A 21708-nucleotide genomic window follows, 5' to 3' on the forward strand; every position below is an offset into this window, starting at 1 on the left:
AAAAAATGCTGGAGATACAACACCTGACCAAAACTTATTCCACCGGTGTGAAAGCGATGGACAACATCACCCTCAGCATTCCACGCGGCATGTTTGGCCTGCTGGGCCCTAACGGTGCAGGAAAGAGTACGCTGATGCGTACCATTGCCACCTTGCAATTGCCGGATAGCGGCACCATTACCTTTAACGGTGGGACAGTTGATAAAAAGCAACTGGGTTTTCTGCCGCAGGAATTCGGTGTGTACCCGGGCATCTCTGCGTATGATCTGTTGCAGCATATTGCTATTCTCAAAGGCATCCACAACAAAGGAGAACGCAGGGCGCAGATCTTATCCCTGCTGGAATTGACCAACTTATACAACGTGCGGCGCAAGGCCGTGAGCACTTATTCCGGCGGTATGAAACAGCGGTTTGGAATTGCACAGGCACTGCTTGGTAATCCTCAACTGATCATTGCAGATGAACCTACCGCAGGCCTGGACCCGGAGGAACGCAACCGCTTTCATAACCTGCTGGGCGAAATAGGTGAACAGGTTGTTGTGATCCTCTCCACGCATATTGTGGAAGATGTAAAAGAGCTTTGTCCGCGTATGGCTATACTGGGCCATGGCAAAGTGATACAGGAAGGGGTACCTGATGAGCTGATTGCATCGCTGAAAGGTAAAGTATGGAAGAAGACCATCGCAAAAATAGAACTACCTGTGTATGAAAAAGCTTATCCCGTTATCACAGCAAGGATGGTATCCGGGAGAACATTGCTGCATGTATATGCAGATGATGATCCCGGAGAAGGCTTCTCTCCTGCTGCCGCTTCTCTCGAAGATGTTTATTTCTCTGAACGTTATGGTTACGCCAAAACTGCTATCCCATGCTGATCTTATTTGAATGGACCTATCAATATAAAAGGAAACTGTTCCTCTTCGCTGTGCTGTTCTTTGGTGTGCTGGGATTCGCCGTCACACAAGGTAGTATTGGCGGGCCATTGGTATGGAACAACGGGCCTTATGCCATCCATTTTATACTATGCCTCGTAAGCATCACTGCCTTGTTTGCCATGACCATCCTCTGTGCCAGCGCGGTGCTGCGTGATAGTGAATACCGGATGCAGGAGATCATCTATGCTACCGGTATTAAAAAACACACTTATCTGGGTACGCGTTTTTCCGGGCTGATGATAGCGGGGTTGAGTATTTTACTGGCCAGTATCATTGGCATGATCATAGGCGGCATGGTGAAACCGGGCGGGCCGGTGCAGGTGTTGTATTATTTTCAGGCGTTGTGCCTGATAGGTATCCCTAACCTGCTCTTCAGCGCTGCCTGCCTGTTCATGATCGCTATCCTCTTCCGTAGCGTGGCGGCAGTATATACGGGTGGTGTGCTTTTGTATATCCTGTACTTTGTGGCTTCGCTGGCAGGTAATTCCCCGATGTTAGCGGGTGCCTCTCCTACGGGTACGGAGCATACCTTGCTGTATGCCTTAGCAGATCCCTTTGGCTTTGTGCCACTATTAGCACAAACCAAAAGCTGGACGGAGGTTGAGATGAATACGCTGACTATTGTGCCTGATCTTCATTTCATGGCCAACAGGGTGTTTTGGATGTTGGTTTCCCTGCTGCTGCTCACGTTCACTTATTTCCGTTTTACCTTTGCTTCTTTTTCTGCATCAGCAAAAGTCAGGAAGTTCGTTGTTTATAACCCTCCGGGTATTCCGTATGCAGCAGTTGCCGTAACTGAAAATAATTATTCGGTTCTTCTGGCATCCTGGCGGCTGGGCATCAAAAGCGTGCTGAAAAGTGTGCCGTTCCTGATCATGGTGCTGCTCTGGCTTTTCATGGTAGGCATGGAATTTTACCAGACCATCCTGAGAGGGATGTTTGGTATGCGCTTCATTCCCTACACCGGGGAAATAGCGGCGAAACTGCGGGAAACACATGTGTTAGTGCTCGTATTACTCTACTATGCTGCAGATATTATCTGGCGCGATAAGAATGCACGCATCCATGATCTGATAGATGCTACTGCAGCGCCACGCCGGGTATTGTTCCTCTCTAAATGCCTCACGATGATCACTATCGTGGTGGTGCTGGTCACGGTGAATATTGTGTGTTCTATCATCATGCAAACCACTGTGGGGTATACAAATTATGAACCGGGAGTTTACCTCTCCCTCTATTATTATAGCGGTGTTCCGATGATCATCTTCGGGATACTATTTCTGGCCGTACAACAGCGTGTCCCTAATAAATACATCGGCCTGGTACTATGTGCTATACTCTTGTACATCCTGCTGGAAGGAGATAACTTCGGACTTAAACATCCGCTGTGGCACTTTGTTACACCTTTCAAACTGCGGTATGATGCGCTGAACGGATGGGGCCATCATAAAGCGGCCTTCCATTGGTATATGCTGCTGGGTGTTTGTATTGCTTTACTGGTTGCGGGGATCTGGCGTTATGCTGCTGGTGCATTGGCGTTGCTCACAGCCGGTTATATTTTTTATCAGACACCGCGTTCAGATGAAAACTGGGGCAATGTATACCGCGAGAAGTACATGCGTTATTCCTCATTACCACAACCTGAAATAACAGCGGTTAAAACCTTCGTTGAATTATATCCTGCGGAGAAAAGGTATACTGTAAAAGGTACTTACCAATTGCTGAACAAGACTAGAACTACCATCCCTGAAATACTAACAGGTATTACTCCGGGCGTAAGCAGTATCACGATTTCCATCCCTGGTGCGCAATTACTGGCCAACGATGAATACTATAAAATGCAGCGGTTCAGGTTACAACAACCTTTGCAGCCGGGGGATTCTATTGAACTCTCTTTTGCCATAGAAACATCCACATCTGCCTTTACTGACTACAACCCGGAGAACTCCGTGCAGGAAAACAGTGCTTACATTGAGCTGGAAAAAAATGTCCCTTACATCGGTTATGCGCCTTCTCTCGGTTTAACGAAAGAGTATGATATAGAGCAGGATGACAGCACGCGGCATTATAGCTGGATACAATACGAAACTACCATCGGCACTGCGGTGGATCAGACTGCCCTGACTGTTGGCACATTGTTAAAAAAATGGGAACAGAACGGGCGGAAATATTTTCATTACAAAACAGAACAGCCTATTGCATTTATGTTTGCATTGGCTTCCGGTAAGTTCTTTTCAAAGCAGGTGAATGGGGTTGAAATTTATTATTATCATGAACAGAATGTGCCTGCTGTGTTAGCTTCTGCTTTGCAATCCCTTGCAACTTATAGTAAGATATTTAGTCCTTATCAATATAAAACCTTGCGTTTGGTAGAAATACCACATTACCCTGGTGCAGGCACTGCTTATCCGGGTATTGTATTCCTTCGGGAGAACTACATATTCGGTACTGATCTCAAGAAGATGGACTATGCCACTTCTGTTACCGCGCATGAAGTAGCACATCAATGGTGGGCTTACCAACTGGAACCGGTTGGTATACCCGGAAGTAAAGTGCTGACAGAAACACTCGCCAATTATTCCGAAGCCATCATGACGGAGCAGTTGCAAGGTAAAGACTGGCTCAGGGATTACCATCTCATTGAGCATAACGTTTACATCTCTTCCCGGGGTAATAAGGAAACACCTTTGAAAGACAGCCGCACGGAAGGTTATGTGCATTATCAGAAAGGAAGCATTGTGATGCAGGCGATGATGGTGGAAATAGGGACTGATACTATAAACGCGGCATTGCGGAGCTTGTTGAATATGCATACACGTGCTACCACCAATGATCTTCTCTCTGCCTTCTATGCGGCTGCCACGCCTTATCAAAAGGAATTGATACACCGCTGGTGGGAAACATTGTTCCTCTATGATTTCAGTTTAGGTAAAGCCAGTATGAAACAATTACCTTCCGGTGAATATGAAGTGATATTGCAGGTGAAGAGCAACGCACCCGGAGAAAAGCTGGGCATTGCATTGTATGATGCAGCCGGAAAGATAGTGTATGAAGGAGATCAAACGCGTATCATCGTAAAAGATAAACCCGCAAAGGTAGTGGTTGATCCGGATGTATTACGATTGGAGAAGAACCGGGAGGATAATATGAAGGTTTTAGAGTTATTTCAGTAATTCTTCTTTAGCCTCCTGAAGTGCAGCTATAAGATCATCGAAATAGATCTTTGTATCAGCTGGTTTTTCATAAAGCTCAATAATCATTTTATCATCTCCTTCTTCCTTTTGTATTAATGCAACATATTTACCATTAATAACAATTTCGGCCGTTAATTCTTTATAAGCAACCGGGCTTCCAATTACAATCCTGTAGTTCTTCATCATAATCCTCCTAATATCAGAAGAGCGCTAATTGCGCTCTTCTGTTTTATCTTTAATAATATCCAGTACAATATCCCACTGCTTCTCGTTATTCTGATAAGCAGTTTCCGTAGGAAAATTGCTGTGTTTTACTTTTAAACGGGTGCCCTCTTCTGTAGGTTCCAGTTCCATTCTTACTACCGTGTAATTCTCTGCCTGGTCCGGCACACCACTGAAGCTGCTGTAATAAGTATACTCAAACACTTTCTCTTCATCAAACACTTCAATCGTGCCTCTGTCTTCATAAGATTTACCTTCATACACTCCTACAAAACGGATCAGGCTGCCTACTTTCCATTCACTGATGGCATTGGTGCCAAACAGGTATTCTTTAATGCCTTCCGGAGTGGTGATAAAATTCCACACTTTGGAAACGGGAGCATTGATATCAAGCGCTTTGGTGACTACGAAATCCTGCAACATGGTGTTTAGTATTAATGAGGAATTACTTAGTACAAAAACCGCACCTTAATAAAATTCCGGTGCATATTCTACCTCCCCTGAAACCCCATCCAATGCCCCAGGGAACAACTCCATCCCCATAAAAAAATTATCCGGCACATCGAACGGTGCTGTTATATGCCACTTGGAAGCAGGCACAAATCCAAACTTCGGATAATAGTGCTCATGCCCCAATACGATCACGGCACCATATCCGGTCTCTGCCGCCTTTGAAAGACCTTCTCTGATCAGCAAACCGCCTATCCCCTGGTTTTGAAAAGCCGGCAGTACTGAAATGGGTGCAAGCGCCAGCGCATGCACATCCCTTTTATCAATCTTAATTTCTGTAAAAAGGATATGCCCTACAATGTGGTCCTCAATAATAGCTACGAGTGAAAGGGCTGGAATATAGGCAGGGCTTATGCGTAAACGATCTACCAGAATCGCTTCCTCTTCCCGTTTAAATGCCAGCTTGTGAACTTCAAAAACAAATTTTCGGTCAACTTTCGTTTCCTGTTGTACAGTAATGACGTTAGGTTTCATTTAAAATAATTTACCTGGGATTTCCCGTTTAATATGTATATCTGTAAGAATGGGGGGTAACCCTCTCCATGTTAAAGTGAAAGGCGAGCCGTTAGAAGCAGGCAGAGAGGGTATGTCAGGCAATGTCCATGAAATGCAAATATAACAACAAATCTGGCTATTTTTGCGCCATGCAAAATTCCTTTCAGCATAAAACGGTTGTGATCACCGGCGCTACGTCCGGCATTGGCAAGGCTTTGGCTATTGCATTCTTACAGGCCGGCGCCAATGTAGCGGTATGCGGCCGCAAGCAGGATACCCTGGATGCCCTTCAGCAGGAACTCAATACACCTGCCCTGCATACCTTCCCGGCTGATGTAAGTAAAGAAGCAGATTGTAAAGCCTTCATTGAAAGCGCACTGGCAAAGTTCGGGAAGATAGATGTGCTGATCAATAATGCAGGTATCAGCATGCGCGCTTTGTTCCATGATGCTGAAGTGGAAGTGCTGAAAACACTGGTGGATATTAATTTCTGGGGAACGGTGTATTGTACTAAATATGCTTTCCCTTCTATCTTAGCGAATAAAGGTACAGTGGCCGGCATCTCCTCCATAGCAGGTTACAGGGGTTTACCCGGCAGAACAGGTTATTCCGCCTCCAAGTTTGCCATGCAGGGATTCCTCGAAGCTTTACGCACAGAGAACTTACATACAGGCGTTAATGTGATGTGGATCTGCCCGGGCTTTACATCCTCCAATATCCGTAATACGGCGCTTGATAAAAGCGGGTTGTCCCAAAAAGAAACACCTTTAAATGAGGACCAGCTGATGAGTGCGGAGACTGTAGCACAGCATACGCTCAAGGCTATATTAAAACGCAAACGCAGCCTGGTGCTTACTTCTCAGGGTAAGATCACGGTACTGCTGAGCAAGCTTTTCCCTGGCCTTGCAGATAAGCTGGTGTTCAATCACTTTAAAAAGGAACCGGGCTCCCCTTTAAAAAGTGTATAATTTTTACTTTCCACATTCTCCTACTCTCAGTGAAAATGACTTTCTTTGCACAGGATTTGCAATACCCTTGTGGGTTTTAGCGCCCAAACTATAACATGCCCATTATCACACTAACATCCGATATCGGTTTGCAGGATTACCTCGCAGGCGCCATTAAGGGCCTGCTGCTGCAACACTGTGCGGATGCTCAGGTGGTGGACATCTCTCATCACATCTCTCCCTTCAACCTGCCGCAGGCCACTTATATCTGCCGCAGCGCTTTTAAATATTTCCCGGAAGGCACCTTTCACCTGGTACTGAACAACCTGTTTGACCGTAAAGCGGATTACCTGTTGATGGCCCGCCACAACAACCAGTTCATCTGCTGTGCGGATAACGGCATCGTTACCATGATAGCCGGGGAAAAACCGGCCGAAGTAGTACGCCTGCCCCTGATACCCGGCGAAAGCAAACACACGCTAAACATGGTGAAGGTAATGGCCCTGGCCATTGCTCAAATGATGAAGGGCGTTTCTATGGAACAGGTAGGCCCTGCCGCCGCAACGCTGGTGGAAAAGAACAACCTGCAGCCACTCACCGGAGAAGATTATATTGAAGGGCAGATCATTCACATCGACAACTTTGAGAACGTGGTGGTGAACATCACCCGGGAACAATTCATAGCCCAGCAGCAAGGGCGCAAATTCGCCATCTTCTTCCGCAGGGATGAAATGATCACCCAGATCAGTGAAACCTATGCAGATGTGGCGGAAGGACAGAAACTGGCGCTCTTTAACGCCGCAGGGTATCTCGAAATAGCCGTGAACAAGGGAAATGCCGCCGGGCTTTTTGGCCTGCAGGGCTTCCGGAGGGACCAGCTGCAACAGGGCGTTTACCAGCAGCTGTCCTTTTACCAAACCGTGAAAATCATCTTTGAACAATGATCCGGATCGTGAAACTGACCTTCGACCCCGCACAAACGGCTGCCTTTGAACTGCTTTTTGCTGAGCGCCAGGCAGATATCCGCCATTTTCCCGGTTGTACCCACCTGGAACTCTGGAAAGACAAAACCCATATCGGGGTATATTTCACCTACAGCCACTGGGAAAACATCGAGGCGCTGGACGTATACCGGCACTCTGAGATGTTTGCGGACATCTGGACGGCCATCAAAGGCTGGTTTACCGGAAAACCGGAAGCCTGGAGCCTGGAAAACAGAACTCCGTAACACCCTGATTTACTGTCGTCTCTCCCAAAGGCCCTCATCTATCCAATTGTTAAAATATTTATAAAAAGTTAAAACTGTTGTTCACATTAGCTTAATTGGTTACTTTTTCTATTTTTGTCGGAATTATCTAAAACAACCTTATGAATTTTAACCGGATTAATAACATAACAGGCTGGATCGTGTGTTTTATTGCCTGCTGTGTATATTTAATGACCATGGAAGCCACGGGAAGCCTGTGGGATTGCGGCGAGTTCATTTCCGCGGCCTATAGGGTACAGGTACCTCACCCTCCGGGAGCTCCTTTATTCGTATTGCTGGGCAGGCTCTTTACCCTTCCCTTCTCTCCTTCTGAAGCAGCCCTGGGTGTAAATACCATGAGCGCCCTGGCCAGTGGTTTCACCATCCTGTTCTTATTCTGGACCATTACCCACTTTGCACGCCGCATGTTCTCCAAAACAGGAGAAGAACTCACCAACCAGCAAATGCTGGCTGTAATGGGCGCCGGCGTAGTAGGTGGTTTGGCATATACTTTCTCTGATTCTTTCTGGTTCTCCGCCGTGGAAGGTGAGGTGTACGCATTTTCCTCCCTCTTCACCGCCCTTGTATTCTGGGCCATGCTCAAATGGGAACATGAGGCAGATACGAAGTACGGCGACCGCTGGATCGTTTTCATCGCTTATATGATGGGCCTTTCCATCGGGGTGCACTTACTGAACCTCCTCACCATCCCCGCCATGGTGATGATCTATTACTACAAACGCAGTAAAAACCCTACCAATGCCGGTACTTTCTGGGCATTTGTATTAGGTTGCGTACTCACCGGTATGGTACAGAAGTTCATTATCCAAGATACCATCAAGGCATCCGGTATGATGGACGTGTTCTTTGTGAACAGCCTGAGCATGCCTTTCTTCTCCGGTTTCGCTTTCTATTTTATAGCCATCATTGCTTTGCTGATATTCAGCTACTACAAACCTAAGTATGGATGGTATGGCCCGCTGATCCTCGTGAGCTCCGTTATCGTGATCCCTGCATTTGCAGGCGGAGATAACGCTACCCTGATGATCTTCCGCATAGTTGTGGCTGCTGGTGTATTGCTCGTTCCTTACCTCATCAAACTGTTCGGTATTGAACTGAATGAACAGAAACTGCGGCACTTTTCACAGCTGGCCAATTCCTGCATCCTGTTCCTGCTGATGGGTTATTCCACTTACGTAACCACTATGGTGCGCTCTTCTGCCAACCCTTCCGTGGATATGTACAATGTGGACAACCCGGTTTCCCTGGTAGGTTATCTCGGTCGTGAGCAATATGGCGACTTCCCATTAGTGTACGGCCAGGTGTTCACCGCCCGCCCTGAATCTTATGAGGAACAAGGCAACCTGTATGCCCGTGGCAATAAAGAATATGTTGTTGTTGGTAAAAAACAGGTACCGGTATATGCCGCCAAAGATAAAATGCTGTTCCCCCGTGTATGGGATGCCAGCAATGACCAGGGCCATGCCGATTATTACAAGGCATTCCTGGGATTGAAAGATGGTGAAGCACCTACTTTCGGAGACAACGTTTACTTCTTCTTAAAATACCAGGTAAGCTTCATGTACCTGCGTTACTTTGGCTGGAACTTCATTGGTAAACAAAATGATGTACAGGGTTTTGGTAATCCCCGTGATGGTAATACCATCTCCGGTGTAGCCCCCATAGATAATGTATTATATGGAGACCAGTCTGAAATGCCAGACAGCCTCAAGAACAATAAAGCACATAATACCTTCTTCTTCCTCCCGCTTATCCTGGGGCTGTTCGGATTCTTCTTCCATTATAACCGCCACAGAAGGGATGCCATCATTGTAGGGCTGCTCTTCCTCTTCACAGGTTTAGCGATCGTAGTATACCTCAACCAGGCTGGTAACCAGCCGCGTGAACGGGATTACGCCTTTGTGGGCTCCTTCTACGCGTTTGCTATCTGGATCGGTTTAGGTGTATTGAGCATCTATAACTTCATTGCCAAGAAACAAAAAGCTATTGCCGCACCGGTTGCCATTGGTCTGAGCCTCGTTGGGGTGCCATTACTGATGGCGCAGCAGGGATGGGATGATCACGATCGTTCCAAGAAAGTGATTGCCCGCGACGTAGCCCGTGATTACCTGGAATCCTGCGATAAAAATGCCATCCTCTTCACAGTGGGTGATAACGATACTTACCCGCTCTGGTATGCACAAGAGGTGGAAGGCATCCGGCCGGACATCCGCGTGATCAACCTAAGCCTCTTAGGGGTTGACTGGTACATTGATCAGCAACGCAAAGCGGTGAACCAAAGCCCGGGTATTGACATGATCCTTGGCCCTGAGAAATACCGTGGAGAAAATCGTAACTACGTGATGTACTATGATAATGGTAAGATCCCGCAGAACAGTTTCTTCAACCTGAAAGAAGTACTCCAGTTTGTTGGAGAAGATAACGAAGGTGCCAAGATACCTTTACAGAATGGCGAAAGAGTGAACTACCTCCCTACACAGAACTTCTTTGTACCGGTAGATGTACAGGAAGTGGTGAAAAATGGTACGGTGGATATCCAGGATAGCGGCCGCATCATGCCACAGATGCCGATCGTAATACCTAAGCAAAAAACGGCGGTCTTCAAGAATGACCTCGCCGTATATGATATTATTGCAGCCAACGCCTTTAAACGGCCTATCTATTTCACCAGTCCGGTTGATCTTGGATTCAATGAATTCCTGCAGGTGGAAGGGCTTACCTATCGCCTGGTGCCTACACGCAGATTACCTTCTGATGAAATGCTGCCGGGTCTGAATGACCAGGTGCAAACCCGCAAGATGTACACTAACCTCATGGAGAAATTCGTGTATGGCAGTGTGGACATTGCTGGTGTTTACTTTGATGAACCTAACCGCCGTATGCTGCAAAGCGTTCGGAATGCTTATACCAAACTGGGTGTTGCATTGGTGAAAGAAGGTAAGAAAGAGAAAGCGCTGGAAGTATTAGATAGACAGGATTCTGTATTCCTGCCAGGTAATATGCCTTATGCTATGACCTCTCCGGGTAATATGCATAACCTCTGGAGCATGGAAATAGTATATGCTTATTATATAGCCGGCAATTCTCAGAAAGCAGATAAGATCTCTGCCGAGCTTACCAAAGACCTTGAGCAACAGATGCGTTACTACCGCAGCCTACCTGCAAGGCTCTTTACAAATGACCTGCAGGATGATTCCCGCCGCGCAGAGCAGTTCTTAATGATGCTGAAACAATTCAAAGTTGATTTCAGTGGCGCTAAGGATTCGCTGAAGCAGCAGGAAGGTAACCTGCAGATCAGTACGGTGCCTGATACGAGTAAGAAATAGATAAAAAAAGCCCCTCAGCTAAAAACTGAGGGGCTTTTTTTATTACAGGAATTAATGCTGTAAAATTTATGATTTTCACTATTTTAGTATCCAATATGTAATAACCCGTATACGATATACCTATGCATTCTTCTTGTTTACCCAAGTCCCTTCTTCTTGCCTGCTTTTTTATGATAGCACAAGTCGGTTTTGCCCAAAAAAAGCAGCAAAAGCAACAGCAGCTAATGATGACGCCACCTGTCGACGACCAGGAATTGAACTTTAACAGCAAATCCATATTGCCTGCTCCTTCTGAGGCGGCTGCCATCAACAAAGGAGGAGATGTAAGTGTAAATTTGTCTGTTGGCGCGCCTACCGTGATGATCCCGATAGCTAATGTGGCCTCCCGTTTCATCTCCTTTCCGGTTTCCCTGAACTATAGTTCAAACGGCATCCGTGTAAATGAACTGGCTTCCAACACAGGGCTGGGCTGGAGCTTAAACTGCGGAGGAGCTGTTACAAGAACTACTTTAGGATTACCGGATGAAGAGCGTTCTCAGTATAACAACGGTGTTAACAATTTCAATAAACCATATCTGGATCCAACTGAGCGGGCTACCATCACCTATCTCCGATGTGGATGCTCAGGGAAACAGGGGCCACAAAAGCACAAATAACTATAACCAAAGAGCTTCTCCGGGGAAAAAATATGAGGAAGAAGATGCTAAAAAAGCAGCACAGGCAGCAGCAAAGAAAAAGAACTAAAAATGTAAGGTATGGGAATACAAATAATTGATGGGTTCAGGGTAATCCCTTCGGAAAAAGGGTTAGCATTAGCTATTGAATCGGATAGAATAGAAGAGTGCATGAAATATGCTTTGGACAATGAAATATCAAGGGTTTTTATGCATAGTTATGATGGATATAAACTTGATAACGTGAACTTTTTGAAGGCATATGATTTTATTACAGAAATATCAATTACAGACGACTTAATTGAAATATCAGGTGTTCATTATTTAACTAATTTAAAATATTTGTCCCTTTCCAATGGGAAGCAGCCTGTTGATCTATCTAAATTCAAATACCTGGAAGAAGGCTCTATTGACTGGAATAACAAAATTACAGGACTGGATAGTTTGAATCAGATAAAACGCCTGAGTATATGGAAGTTTAAGCCAAAGTCAAAAGATTTTACAGTGATTGCCGGATGTAAGGCATTAGAATATCTTCATATCACTGAGTCTAATATTGAATCTTTTAAAGGGATTGAAACGCTGCAATCGTTGAATCATTTTGAAGGTCATTATTTATCAAAACTGGAAAATCTGGAAGGATTGGAATCGTTATCATCCCACCTTAAAGTAGTTGTTTTTGATTATTGCAGGAAATTAGTTAATTATGAATCCGTGTTAGCCAAACTTAAGAAGTTAGAGAAATTGATCTTAGGTGACTGTGGACCGATGGCTTCAATAAAGTTCATTCAGGAGTTAAAAAATTTGAAGTTCTTCAGTTTTGTGAATACAAATGTTGTGGATGGAAATATAACTCCGGTATTAAAGCTGGAATATGTTGGTTTTGATAATAAACGACATTATACACACAAGTGGGAGGACATTAAACAATAACTGGCCAATTCCTACAAGCTGGAATGGGGCATTTGATCATGTTAAATTAAAATCTTACGTTATTGAGACATCTTCAACCGGAAGCAAGATTAAGATACTCGCTGAAAAAGTGGAAATCTTTTCATTGTAGTGCTTCAGGTAAGTATTATAAAAATAGGCCCCCCGCAAGCGGGAGCCCTATTTCCATCGAACATTTCCATCCTGTTATTTCCTTACCTGATAATCCTTCATTTCCATCCTGTTACTTCATTACCGAATAACTCTCCGGTACCAACATGAATTGTATCGCATTCCTTCCTGTTAAATAGAGACTGGCATTCATTAACGCAGCAGGTGTTGCTTCCTTAATGAATGCCAGTTTCCTGGGCAATGAATACCAACGATTAAAGGAAAAGGAACCCGGTAGCGGGCAGAATCCAGATCGCCCTAAGGCGTATCTCAATTTTGTATTATTCGATGATGATCTTAAATTAGTAGAGGAGAATAGCGGGGTTAAGCAGGTAAAAGCAGAGCCGGATCAGTTACAAACGCTGGCACAGGATAGAATGGTAGTGAAGAAGAGCGGGTTTCTGTATGTGTACACCAGTAATGAAACGGAGCAGGATGTTTATTTTGATAATGTTACTTTGCTGCATACCCCGGGGGCATTGCTGGAGGAGACGCATTATTATCCGTTTGGGTTGACGATGGCGGGGATTTCATCGAAGGCAGTAGGTTCGCTGGAGAACAAGTATCTCTACAACGGAAAGGAACTGCAGCATAATGAGTTCTCAGATGGTTCGGGTTTAGAATTTTACGATTATGGAGCGAGGATGTATGATGCACAGATCGGCAGATGGCATGTGGTGGATCCATTGGCAGATCAAATGAGGAGTCATTCACCATTTAATTATGCATTTGATAACCCTATCAGGTTTATTGATCCTGATGGAATGGGGCCAGAAGACTGGGTAAAAGATAAGAATGGGAAATATTCCTGGTTGGATAATGTGACATCAGCCCAAAATACTCCTAAGGGATCCACATATGTGGGAGCTAATAATAAGGATATATTAGCCGATCTGGGTCTTCATTTAGGGTTCGCTGAAAAATCGACTAATACTATTGGATTCATTGCCGGTGATGTTGAAGAAGGGAAATATGTTACTAATACGACGGTAAATCTTCGTGTGAAAAGTGAAGCATCTGTTTCTGCTATAGTGAGCGAAAACCCTTCTGAGGCAACTACTGATAATAAAAGCGGTAAAAAATTTGAAGGGGTGGCTATTGGAGGAACTGCGATTGTAAAAGACCCGGTAGCAGACGGTAATGTTACTCTAATTGCTGAGATCAGCGCGAATTATGGTGGGAAGACTTATTCCAGCCCTCTTTCGAAACCTCAGGGTGAATTCTTTTATGAAACAGGAACAAAGCTCCTTCTGGGAGCAACAACTATTCCTGCATCAGATCTGAATTCATCAAAAAGTCTGACAAATGTGAAAATAAATGGGAGCTTCTGGGTTGAGAACTCTTCAAATCTGACGACGCCAGTGGTGACCCATCCGCTCTTTCCAACAGCTAAAACATTTAATCACAAATGGACCGTTGATAAAAAATAATTTTATGAGATCGCATCTGTTTCTTTTTGCTTTGATGTTTAGTAAAATATGTGTGAGTTGCCAGGGGGTCAACAAGTCCGACAGCAGTAATTGTCAAAAGCTTTATAAAGAGGCCAATAACAAATTGAATGAATATTATCAATTTGCTGATCAGAAAAAGCTGGATACAGTTTTATCTATTATTGATGAAAATATTAATGCCTGCCCGGAGTACGAAGTCAAAATGGTTAATTTGAAGGTCCGGTCCCTAACCTTGCTAAAGACCTATGATCGTGGATATAAATTCATTGATTCTCTTGATGAAGCAAAATTTGATAAGTCATATAAAAAGAAATTCTACCTTGCAAATTTTAAGGTAATGGCATTGGAAAGCGCGGGAGATTCTGCAGGTATTTATAAACAATACAAAAAGATCATTCATGAGATCTCCGAATATGTAGCAGGGAATCCATCAGACAAAGACGCTATTGCTGATCTCTTCTTTACAAAAGTTAAAATAGAAAGCAAACCTGAAGTTTTGAGGGACCTGGAGTTAATGCGTCAAAAGAACAGTATTGATAGCAATTTCTTTGATGGATTGAAAACTGCCATATTCGAGAATGAAAGTGTATCAAATGCTATTCAAAAGTAATGAGATGATGACCCGGTGAAGTTAAAAGCAAAGCCGGATCAGTTACAAACGCTGGCACAGGATAGAATGGTGGTAAAGAAGAGCGGGTTCCTGTATGTGTACACCAGTAATGAAACAGAGCAGGATGTTTAGCCAGGTGCAAAGCCTACTATCATACCACGGCAAAACTAAGATGACTCATGAAAGATATGTATAAACGATTTTGGTTCGAGTTTACAATAGACTCTGCATTTAACTACCCCCTGGAATAGGATTTGGTTGTGGAGTAACCGCATTTGATTATGATGATGCAATTAAAATTTTAGATGAAAAAATATTCACTTTAATTAGTCGCCCTCCTTTCAAAAGGGTGATTGAAGGTGTAGATATAAGTATGCTTGACCAAGGGCATGTAATCCCAAGCATGAGTCCTCCGATATATCGCGGTGTTTGGTTCCCATTAGGGTATGATTAAAAAATCATTGTACCCATTAGCTAGAATGCTGATTAAGTTGAAATAGGATGGAAGTATAAAAGCAACTCTTGTGTGAGTTAAATATAATAAAGCCTGGCAAATTGTACTTCCCCTAAATAATTAAACACTATTTGAGGGGATTTTTATGGATAAAAGAATCAAATACAGTTTTGATGAGCAGCAAATATAAATTCGGGAATACGGGCAAATAAAAGATAATGATATGTATGAAATAATTCCTTTTAAAAGTGTAGGACCATTTGAGTTTAAAAAAAGCATTGATAACTATCTTAGTACATATGATATGGTATTTACTCCAAAAACTTCAGAAGATGATTGGAATACTTATAGTTACAAAGATGGCGCGCTGGATATTTATACGGGTGATGATCTGATTATTACATCTATTGCTTGTAGAGGAGACTGCTTTATGAAGGGAGAGATATTAACCGGGATGAATATTAATAGTTTCTTTTCAAAATTTGAGATAGATAAGAATAAAATTAAAATGGAAAAGGTTGCTTTTTTTGATGAGAGAGAAGAAGATGTTTATGACATTGATGATTGGGGATTACAATTATGGGTGGATAAATTTGATGAAATTATTACAGTTTTTGCTGCGGATTAACCCAGGCTGGCGCAAATGATTTTCATATATCCAGAAATAAGTATTTTATTTTCAAAATCAGGTGAAGGGATGAAAGTAATTAGTAAAGCCTGCTGATGATTGATAATTAATGTGCAAATCATAAACAACTAATTCAATTTATTAAAAATCCTCCTATACCCCCATTTCATAACATCCCAAAGGATTGACAATTAAATTATTAAGCTTACTTTAGTTATTGCCCCCAATAAATTATACCTCATGAAATGCAATAGCTTAATAATAGCACTGTCAATGTTCGCCTTCTCTGCATCCATGGCACAGGCAGGCCGTACCACGAGTACCGACTCTCTTGGTAACCGCTACTCCGGCATGATGAAAAACAATCAAAAAAATGGCACGGGTGAACTCACTTATACTAATGGCAACAGGTATGAAGGGGAATTTAAAAATGATCTGAAAGAGGGACAGGGAAAGATGATATTTCAGAACGGAAGAGTGGTATCAGGCATATGGAAAGCAGATTATTTTTTCGCAGGCACAGACAGGGCGCCCGGACAAGACAGTGCCTGGTTTGTAGCGGATTATACGGATGGGAAAAGGGAACCGGTAGTACTGTTCATTACCAAAGAGAACATCAGGCAGTCCATTGTGGTTATTGGTGATTCTGCGCAAACAACGGAAGTACAGGATGCGCTTATCGCTAAAAAGCAATCCTTCACACAGGTGAGGTTAAATGAATACAAAAATGAACTGGACACGCAAAAAGTGGTCCTTTTTAAAAACCCTGTAAAGTTTTATGAAAAGGGAAGTCTGGTTTATTATGATGCCTTTCGCTTTACACCTACCAAAGAGGGGATGCTATTCTGGTCCTTCAATAATATTAAAAAGCAGAAGTCCTGGTTTATAATTACGGATAAAGAAGGAAGATACTTTACAGATTACAAAGATCCGGCATCACCCCGATTTCCCAATTTCCTGACAAATAATGAAAAAGGCCTGATCTACCAGCAATCCCACAAGCCACTGGTTCCGGGCAAAGAGTACCTGATCTGGTTCAGTACAGATCCGGAAAATATCAAACCCAATGGACCGGGTATCAATTTCAATATAACCCTCAACATCGTTAATGAGGAAACAGGGAGGAAAGGGCTTAAAAACTTCTTCGAACCTAAAAACCTCTATACTCTGTTCCCATTGAAAGAAAAAGGCAGCAATGCCTACCTGGCTGCCTTTAAACACATACAGGCATTAAGTGCAGATCCTGCCTCCCCTATCTATTACCCTAATCTTGCAAAACGTTTTATCCATTATGATCCTGAGCTAACAGACACTGAAATGGTGGGATTACTGGTTGGGTTTTCCAATACACAGGGATTTGTGGATCATCCGAACTATAGTGATTCATTGAAGATGATAGTGGCAATGGTTGATGCCGGCCAATGGGCTGAAGCAAAGAAAACAGGGGAACAACTGACGGAAGTATATCCTGTTTATTTGTCGCTTTTGGAACAAATGTTTGACATTTATAAACAACTAAATATGGAAGAAGAGAAAACGAATTGTGCAAAGAAAATAATGCGGATCATTGATGCCATGTCCTGTACCGGCGATGGTACTGCTGAAAATCCCATCTTTCAGCTGGAGGGTGCTGATGATGGATATTACCTGTCCTTTAAAAAACTAAGGTCTCTCCGAAATAATGGATCAGTAGATGTTGCTGCAGGATTAACTAATGGGATGAGATTAAATTTGATAAAATGCGTTGATAAGGATGAATATAAAAGGGACATCTATTTCTTTGTTGATCACCTGGTAGCAAGGAATCGTTTTTATGGATCGCAAAAATAAAGCCCCCGCAAAGCGGAGGCCGTATTTCCATCGAACATTTCCAACCTATTATTTCCTTACCTGATAATCCTTCATTTCCATCCTGTTACTTCATTACCGAATAACTCTCCGGTACCAACATGAATTGTATCGCATTCCTTCCTGTTAAATAGAGACTGGCGGCTTCTTTTAACGCAGCAGGGGTTACTTCATTAATTGTTGCTGTAGTCCTCGTTACTTCCAGTACATCTTCTCCATTTTCTTCCTGGCCGCAGAGGTAGTTCAGCCAGAAATTGTTATCCTGCAATGCTAATTCTACATTTTTTGTATACGCCGCTTTGAACTTCTGCACATCATCCGGTGATACACCCTCCGATCCCAATTTCGCCATCTCCTCTTTCACGATCGTTACCAGGTGATCTATGTTGCGTGGCGCGCAGCCAAAGGCTACTACATAGGCATATCTGTTCTTCGGCAGCTTATTGTACATAAACTGCACAGCAGGGCTGTATACCTCTCCTTCTGACTCTCTCAGGCGTTCCAGCAATTTGATCTGTAAGATCTGGCTCAGTGCATTCATGCGGGTGTTATTGGCCGGACTATAGGTATAATCTCCGCTAAATACCAGTCGCACCATGGCTTTATCTTCTGTTCCCCCTCTTACCATCTTCACCAGCTGACCGGCAGGAATATGCACGCCCAGGTCACGGGGTTTCTCTTTCCTGTTCAGGGAAGGTAAAGACCCAAGGTATTGTTCCAGCAAAGGTTCAATAGTGGCTATATCAAAGTTGCCGGTAAATACGAAGGTGAAACCGGAAGCATCGGCAAAACGTTGTTTGTAGAGATCAAACGAGCGGTCCAGCGTGATCATGCTCAGTTTGATGAGCGTGGGCGGACTGTTCCTGTAATTATAATTGCTCATGGCGTAGGCCATGGTATCATTGAACGCGTTGTTGGGATCCGCATACCTGTTGCGGATAGCTTCCTTCGAATTATTGATAATAGAAGTATACAACGCGCTGTCTTTCCGGGGTTGGGTAAACCGGAGGTATACCATTTGCAGCGCTGTTTCAAGATCGTCTATGGTAGTAGCACCATTAACGCTTTGTGAGCGGGGATTGATGAATGTGCTCACCGCTACCTGTTTTCCGTTGAGCGCTTTGGTAAGCTGCACAGGGTCCAGGCGGCCCAGGCCAAAGCTTTCTACCAGCCTGTCCACACCGGAAATGGCATCGAACTCGTCATCTTCCAATACAGAACTTCCTCCTGCGCTGAAACCGCGGAACTTTATCTCATCGTTCTTAAACGTGGTGGGTTTCAGGATCACGGTGAGGCCGTTGCTCAGTACTAACCTGGTGGTGCCGATAGCGGGTGTTTCACTCCTGGAGATCACTTTTCCGGGTGTGGGTTTCACCGGCATGAGGGCCAGGTCTTCCACTACATCCTGGTAAGCTGCCAGGTCTGCTTTTTGCGCTTTGTTGAACCAGGTAATTACAGTGGCACTGTCCGGCAGGGTGGTTTTTACTTTTTCAGGTCCCATCACCAGGATGTCCCGGTTGGTATCTGAAATGTATTTCTCCGCTACGGCCTTTATATCTGCTAATGTGATATCCTTAATTTGACCCAAAGAAAATTTGTGTTCCCATTCAATGCCGGGCGCTGCTTCTCCTATTAAAAAATTACGCTGATATTCTTCTACCATGCTCACGGAAGAAGTTTTGCTCTTTTCTTTCAGCGATCTTTCCATGGTACGCAGATATTGTTCTTTTGCGCGATCCAGTTCTGTTTGCGTAAAGCCGAAACGTTTCACTTTTTCCAGCACTTCCCATGTTTGCGCAAATGCATATTGCAACTGCCCTTCTTTGGCGGTTACTTCAAACGTCAGCGCATGCAGGCCTCCCTGTAAAGATTGTACTCCCGTGGAAGCATTGCTGAAACTTGCATTTGTTTTACGGGTAAGTTCTGCATAACGTCTTGATCCCAGCATTTGCACGAACAGGTTTGTCTTTATGCTCTCCAGGTAATCCGCCTCCGTACGGAGGGACGGTGATCTGTACTTTAAAAACACCTGCATGGAAGTGGTAGATACTTCCGGGTCTGTTACCACCAGGAACTGGTTCTTTCCTGTAAGTGGAATCGTATAATCCGGGCGTTCCCGCTGGCCTGCAGGGTTCTTCAGATCGGCAAAATGTTTCTTCACCATTTTCTCCACCTCTTTCACATCTATATCCCCTACTATGATCAGCGCCTGCAGGTCAGGACGGTACCAGTCCTGGTGAAAGCGTTTGATAGTGGCCTGGTTGAAATTTTTGAGGATCTCGTCCAGGCCAATTGGCAAACGCTCTGCATAACGGGAATTATTAAATAACATGGGCAGATAACGGCGCATCATACGGTCTTTCGCACCTTTTGTCAATCTTTCTTCTTCCAGTATGATGCCCCGTTCTTTTTCAATTTCGGCTGGGTCCAAAGTGGCTTCCTGCGCCCAGTCTCGCATGATCTGCACGGCGCTCTTCACCATGGCAGGATCTTCCGTAGGAATGGGTAGCTTGTATACCGTTTCATCAAAGAAGGTATATGCATTCAGGTCTGCACCAAAACTTACGCCTGCTTTCTGCAGGTAGTCCACCAGTTTATTTTTGGGAAAATGTTTGGTGCCGTTGAAGTTCATGTGCTCGAGGAAATGCGCCAGTCCACGCTGGTCGTCATCTTCCAGGATAGAGCCTGCTTTATTCACGAGGTAAAAACTGGCGCGGCCTTTCGGCTCCTGGTTGTGCCGGATATAATAGGTAAAACCATTGGCCAGTTTGCCCTGCTTTACGGCAGGATCCAGGGGGATGTTCTGGGCAGCAGCCGTATGCCATAGCAATACGGTTGCGCCCAAACCTATCCATTGTTTGATATTGTTCACTGTTTATATAATTTTTAATCAGGAAAGATCTCACCCAGCTTTTGCTCTAATGCTGCACCTCTCAAACTTCTTCCAATGATCTTACCATCCGGATCAATGAGGAAATTGAGCGGTATGCCCTGGATGCCATATAATTTCACTACTTCACTTTTCCAGTATTTGAGATCAGAGATCTGCGGCCATGTCAGCCCATCGTCCTTGATGGCTTTCATCCATTTCTCTTTAGCGCCTTCAGCATCCAGCGATACACCCAGGATCTCAAATTTTTCACCTTTATACTTTTCGTAGGCTTTCACCAGAGTGGGGTTCTCTGCACGGCAGGGACCGCACCAGCTGGCCCAGAAATCTATCAGTACATATTTACCGCGGAAGGAAGAGAGGCTGATGGAATTATCGTTAGGGTCCTTCATGGTGAAATCAGGCGCCATTTTATCAATGGCTACAGTGGTCTCGAAGGTTTCTGCATTTTTGATCCGTGCCTGCAGGTCTTTCACACCGGGCATTACTTTGAAAGAGTCCGGCAACAATTCAATGATCGGATTGAGCTTAGCACCTACCAGTTGGCCCATGTTCTGCACGTATGAATTAAATGCAAAAGCCAGGATCTTTGTGGAAGGATTATTCCGGATGTAATCGCCATACACTTCATCATTCCAGTTTTTGTTGAGCGTGGCTATCTCTTCATCTATAGCCGGGTCTGTTTTACCATTCCCCAGCATGTCCAGGTCCTGCTGTTTTTTCTTCAGCGCGTTTATTTTTGCGTTATAGGCTGTATTGATGGCCAGCAGTTTATGGTATTCAATGTTTTCCGGAGAGCCGGTGAAAGTAGCATTCGAAAAAGTGTTCTTATGCGTAATGGAAAAATTCTCTGTACCACCCAGGAAAACAGGCACCATATTTTTAGCATCAGGCATACCATTCAGGTTGCCGGCCTTTAATACCACATCCACATTGGCTGAAGCAGCAATAGATAACTTATAGGTATTTCCTGTTACATCCACTACATCTGTTTTATAACCTTTGCTGCTCCAGTAAGAGACCTGTACGGAAGAAGCTTTTACATTCTCCAGGTGGCCGGTGATCGTAAAGTTGACATCCTGCGCATGGAGTGTGCAAGCCGTAGTGACCAAGAGTAAGGTCAGCATAACTTTATTCATATTCCTATTTTTATCCG

General features: G+C 44.1%; 17 protein-coding genes. 12 read left to right on the forward strand and 5 right to left on the reverse strand.

Going from position 1 to position 21708, the window contains the following annotated elements:
• The first annotated feature begins 5 nt into the window (after positions 1 to 5).
• Positions 6 to 875, forward strand: a complete 870-nt coding sequence (locus tag GFS24_RS06860; RefSeq protein WP_153658834.1) for an ABC transporter ATP-binding protein — start codon at positions 6 to 8, stop codon at positions 873 to 875.
• Positions 869 to 4108, forward strand: a complete 3240-nt coding sequence (locus tag GFS24_RS06865; RefSeq protein ID WP_153658835.1) for a M1 family aminopeptidase — start codon at positions 869 to 871, stop codon at positions 4106 to 4108. The genes GFS24_RS06860 and GFS24_RS06865 overlap by 7 nt, the downstream gene beginning before the upstream one ends.
• Here GFS24_RS06865 and GFS24_RS06870 read toward each other — a convergent pair.
• The 3 genes from GFS24_RS06870 to GFS24_RS06880 are packed head-to-tail and all read right to left on the reverse strand — an operon-like array spanning position 4097 to position 5335.
• Positions 4097 to 4315: a hypothetical protein gene (locus tag GFS24_RS06870; RefSeq protein ID WP_153658836.1), complete on the reverse strand. Its 219-nt coding sequence runs from the start codon at positions 4313 to 4315 to the stop codon at positions 4097 to 4099. The two genes, GFS24_RS06865 and GFS24_RS06870, sit on opposite strands and share 12 nt — an antisense overlap.
• Before the next feature lie 24 nt (positions 4316 to 4339).
• Positions 4340 to 4774 (reverse strand): SRPBCC domain-containing protein, encoded by a 435-nt coding sequence (locus GFS24_RS06875; RefSeq protein ID WP_153658837.1) that lies wholly within the window; start codon positions 4772 to 4774, stop codon positions 4340 to 4342.
• A gap of 45 nt (positions 4775 to 4819) precedes the next feature.
• A complete protein-coding gene (locus GFS24_RS06880) occupies positions 4820 to 5335 on the reverse strand; it encodes a GNAT family N-acetyltransferase (RefSeq protein ID WP_153658838.1) in 516 nt (171 codons plus the stop codon).
• Positions 5336 to 5505: 170 nt separating this feature from the next.
• Between GFS24_RS06880 and GFS24_RS06885 the strand changes: the two genes are divergently transcribed.
• The 10 genes from GFS24_RS06885 (at position 5506) to GFS24_RS28975 (ending at position 17644) form a co-directional block, all read left to right on the forward strand.
• Positions 5506 to 6324 (forward strand): SDR family oxidoreductase, encoded by an 819-nt coding sequence (locus tag GFS24_RS06885; RefSeq protein ID WP_153658839.1) that lies wholly within the window; start codon positions 5506 to 5508, stop codon positions 6322 to 6324.
• Positions 6325 to 6419: 95 nt separating this feature from the next.
• Complete coding sequence (locus tag GFS24_RS06890; RefSeq protein WP_153658840.1) at positions 6420 to 7247, forward strand: S-adenosyl-l-methionine hydroxide adenosyltransferase family protein; 828 nt, start codon at positions 6420 to 6422, stop codon at positions 7245 to 7247.
• Positions 7244 to 7531 carry a putative quinol monooxygenase gene (locus tag GFS24_RS06895; RefSeq protein WP_153658841.1) on the forward strand — a complete coding sequence of 96 codons (288 nt, stop codon included), beginning with the start codon at positions 7244 to 7246 and terminating at the stop codon, positions 7529 to 7531. Before GFS24_RS06890 ends, GFS24_RS06895 begins: the two co-directional genes overlap by 4 nt.
• Before the next feature lie 140 nt (positions 7532 to 7671).
• Positions 7672 to 10896, forward strand: coding sequence for a DUF2723 domain-containing protein (locus GFS24_RS06900; RefSeq protein ID WP_153658842.1), 3225 nt, complete (start codon positions 7672 to 7674; stop codon positions 10894 to 10896).
• A 170-nt stretch (positions 10897 to 11066) separates the two neighbouring features.
• Entirely contained in the window at positions 11067 to 11552 is a 486-nt protein-coding gene (locus tag GFS24_RS06905; protein ID WP_153658843.1) for a hypothetical protein, read from the forward strand.
• A gap of 99 nt (positions 11553 to 11651) precedes the next feature.
• A complete protein-coding gene (locus tag GFS24_RS06910) occupies positions 11652 to 12503 on the forward strand; it encodes a hypothetical protein (RefSeq protein ID WP_153658844.1) in 852 nt (283 codons plus the stop codon).
• Between the two features lie 347 nt (positions 12504 to 12850).
• Complete coding sequence (locus GFS24_RS06915) at positions 12851 to 14101, forward strand: RHS repeat domain-containing protein (protein ID WP_153658845.1); 1251 nt, start codon at positions 12851 to 12853, stop codon at positions 14099 to 14101.
• Positions 14102 to 14105: 4 nt separating this feature from the next.
• Entirely contained in the window at positions 14106 to 14732 is a 627-nt protein-coding gene (locus GFS24_RS06920) for a hypothetical protein (protein ID WP_153658846.1), read from the forward strand.
• Positions 14733 to 15409: 677 nt separating this feature from the next.
• Positions 15410 to 15814, forward strand: a complete 405-nt coding sequence (locus GFS24_RS06925) for a hypothetical protein (RefSeq protein ID WP_153658847.1) — start codon at positions 15410 to 15412, stop codon at positions 15812 to 15814.
• Positions 15815 to 16054: 240 nt separating this feature from the next.
• The gene (locus GFS24_RS28975) at positions 16055 to 17644 is read left to right on the forward strand and encodes a DUF4919 domain-containing protein (protein WP_173002999.1); all 1590 of its coding nucleotides are present in this window, start codon (positions 16055 to 16057) and stop codon (positions 17642 to 17644) included.
• A gap of 85 nt (positions 17645 to 17729) precedes the next feature.
• Here GFS24_RS28975 and GFS24_RS06935 read toward each other — a convergent pair whose 3' ends face one another.
• Complete coding sequence (locus tag GFS24_RS06935) at positions 17730 to 20534, reverse strand: M16 family metallopeptidase (protein WP_153658848.1); 2805 nt, start codon at positions 20532 to 20534, stop codon at positions 17730 to 17732.
• 14 nt (positions 20535 to 20548) lie between these two features.
• Entirely contained in the window at positions 20549 to 21691 is a 1143-nt protein-coding gene (locus GFS24_RS29170) for a peroxiredoxin (RefSeq protein ID WP_253906408.1), read from the reverse strand.
• Positions 21692 to 21708 lie beyond the last annotated feature (17 nt).

This window comes from Chitinophaga sp. SYP-B3965, from assembly GCF_009647655.1.
In the GTDB taxonomy this organism is placed as follows: domain Bacteria; phylum Bacteroidota; class Bacteroidia; order Chitinophagales; family Chitinophagaceae; genus Chitinophaga.

Coding starts and splice junctions, on each gene's coding strand:
- GFS24_RS06860 (WP_153658834.1), top strand. CDS start 6: ATGCTGGAGATACAACACCTGACCAAAACTTATTCCACCGGTGTGAAA.
- GFS24_RS06865 (WP_153658835.1), top strand. CDS start 869: ATGCTGATCTTATTTGAATGGACCTATCAATATAAAAGGAAACTGTTC.
- GFS24_RS06870 (WP_153658836.1), bottom strand. CDS start 4,315: ATGATGAAGAACTACAGGATTGTAATTGGAAGCCCGGTTGCTTATAAA.
- GFS24_RS06875 (WP_153658837.1), bottom strand. CDS start 4,774: ATGTTGCAGGATTTCGTAGTCACCAAAGCGCTTGATATCAATGCTCCC.
- GFS24_RS06880 (WP_153658838.1), bottom strand. CDS start 5,335: ATGAAACCTAACGTCATTACTGTACAACAGGAAACGAAAGTTGACCGA.
- GFS24_RS06885 (WP_153658839.1), top strand. CDS start 5,506: ATGCAAAATTCCTTTCAGCATAAAACGGTTGTGATCACCGGCGCTACG.
- GFS24_RS06890 (WP_153658840.1), top strand. CDS start 6,420: ATGCCCATTATCACACTAACATCCGATATCGGTTTGCAGGATTACCTC.
- GFS24_RS06895 (WP_153658841.1), top strand. CDS start 7,244: ATGATCCGGATCGTGAAACTGACCTTCGACCCCGCACAAACGGCTGCC.
- GFS24_RS06900 (WP_153658842.1), top strand. CDS start 7,672: ATGAATTTTAACCGGATTAATAACATAACAGGCTGGATCGTGTGTTTT.
- GFS24_RS06905 (WP_153658843.1), top strand. CDS start 11,067: ATGATAGCACAAGTCGGTTTTGCCCAAAAAAAGCAGCAAAAGCAACAG.
- GFS24_RS06910 (WP_153658844.1), top strand. CDS start 11,652: ATGGGAATACAAATAATTGATGGGTTCAGGGTAATCCCTTCGGAAAAA.
- GFS24_RS06915 (WP_153658845.1), top strand. CDS start 12,851: ATGAATGCCAGTTTCCTGGGCAATGAATACCAACGATTAAAGGAAAAG.
- GFS24_RS06920 (WP_153658846.1), top strand. CDS start 14,106: ATGAGATCGCATCTGTTTCTTTTTGCTTTGATGTTTAGTAAAATATGT.
- GFS24_RS06925 (WP_153658847.1), top strand. CDS start 15,410: ATGTATGAAATAATTCCTTTTAAAAGTGTAGGACCATTTGAGTTTAAA.
- GFS24_RS28975 (WP_173002999.1), top strand. CDS start 16,055: ATGAAATGCAATAGCTTAATAATAGCACTGTCAATGTTCGCCTTCTCT.
- GFS24_RS29170 (WP_253906408.1), bottom strand. CDS start 21,691: ATGAATAAAGTTATGCTGACCTTACTCTTGGTCACTACGGCTTGCACA.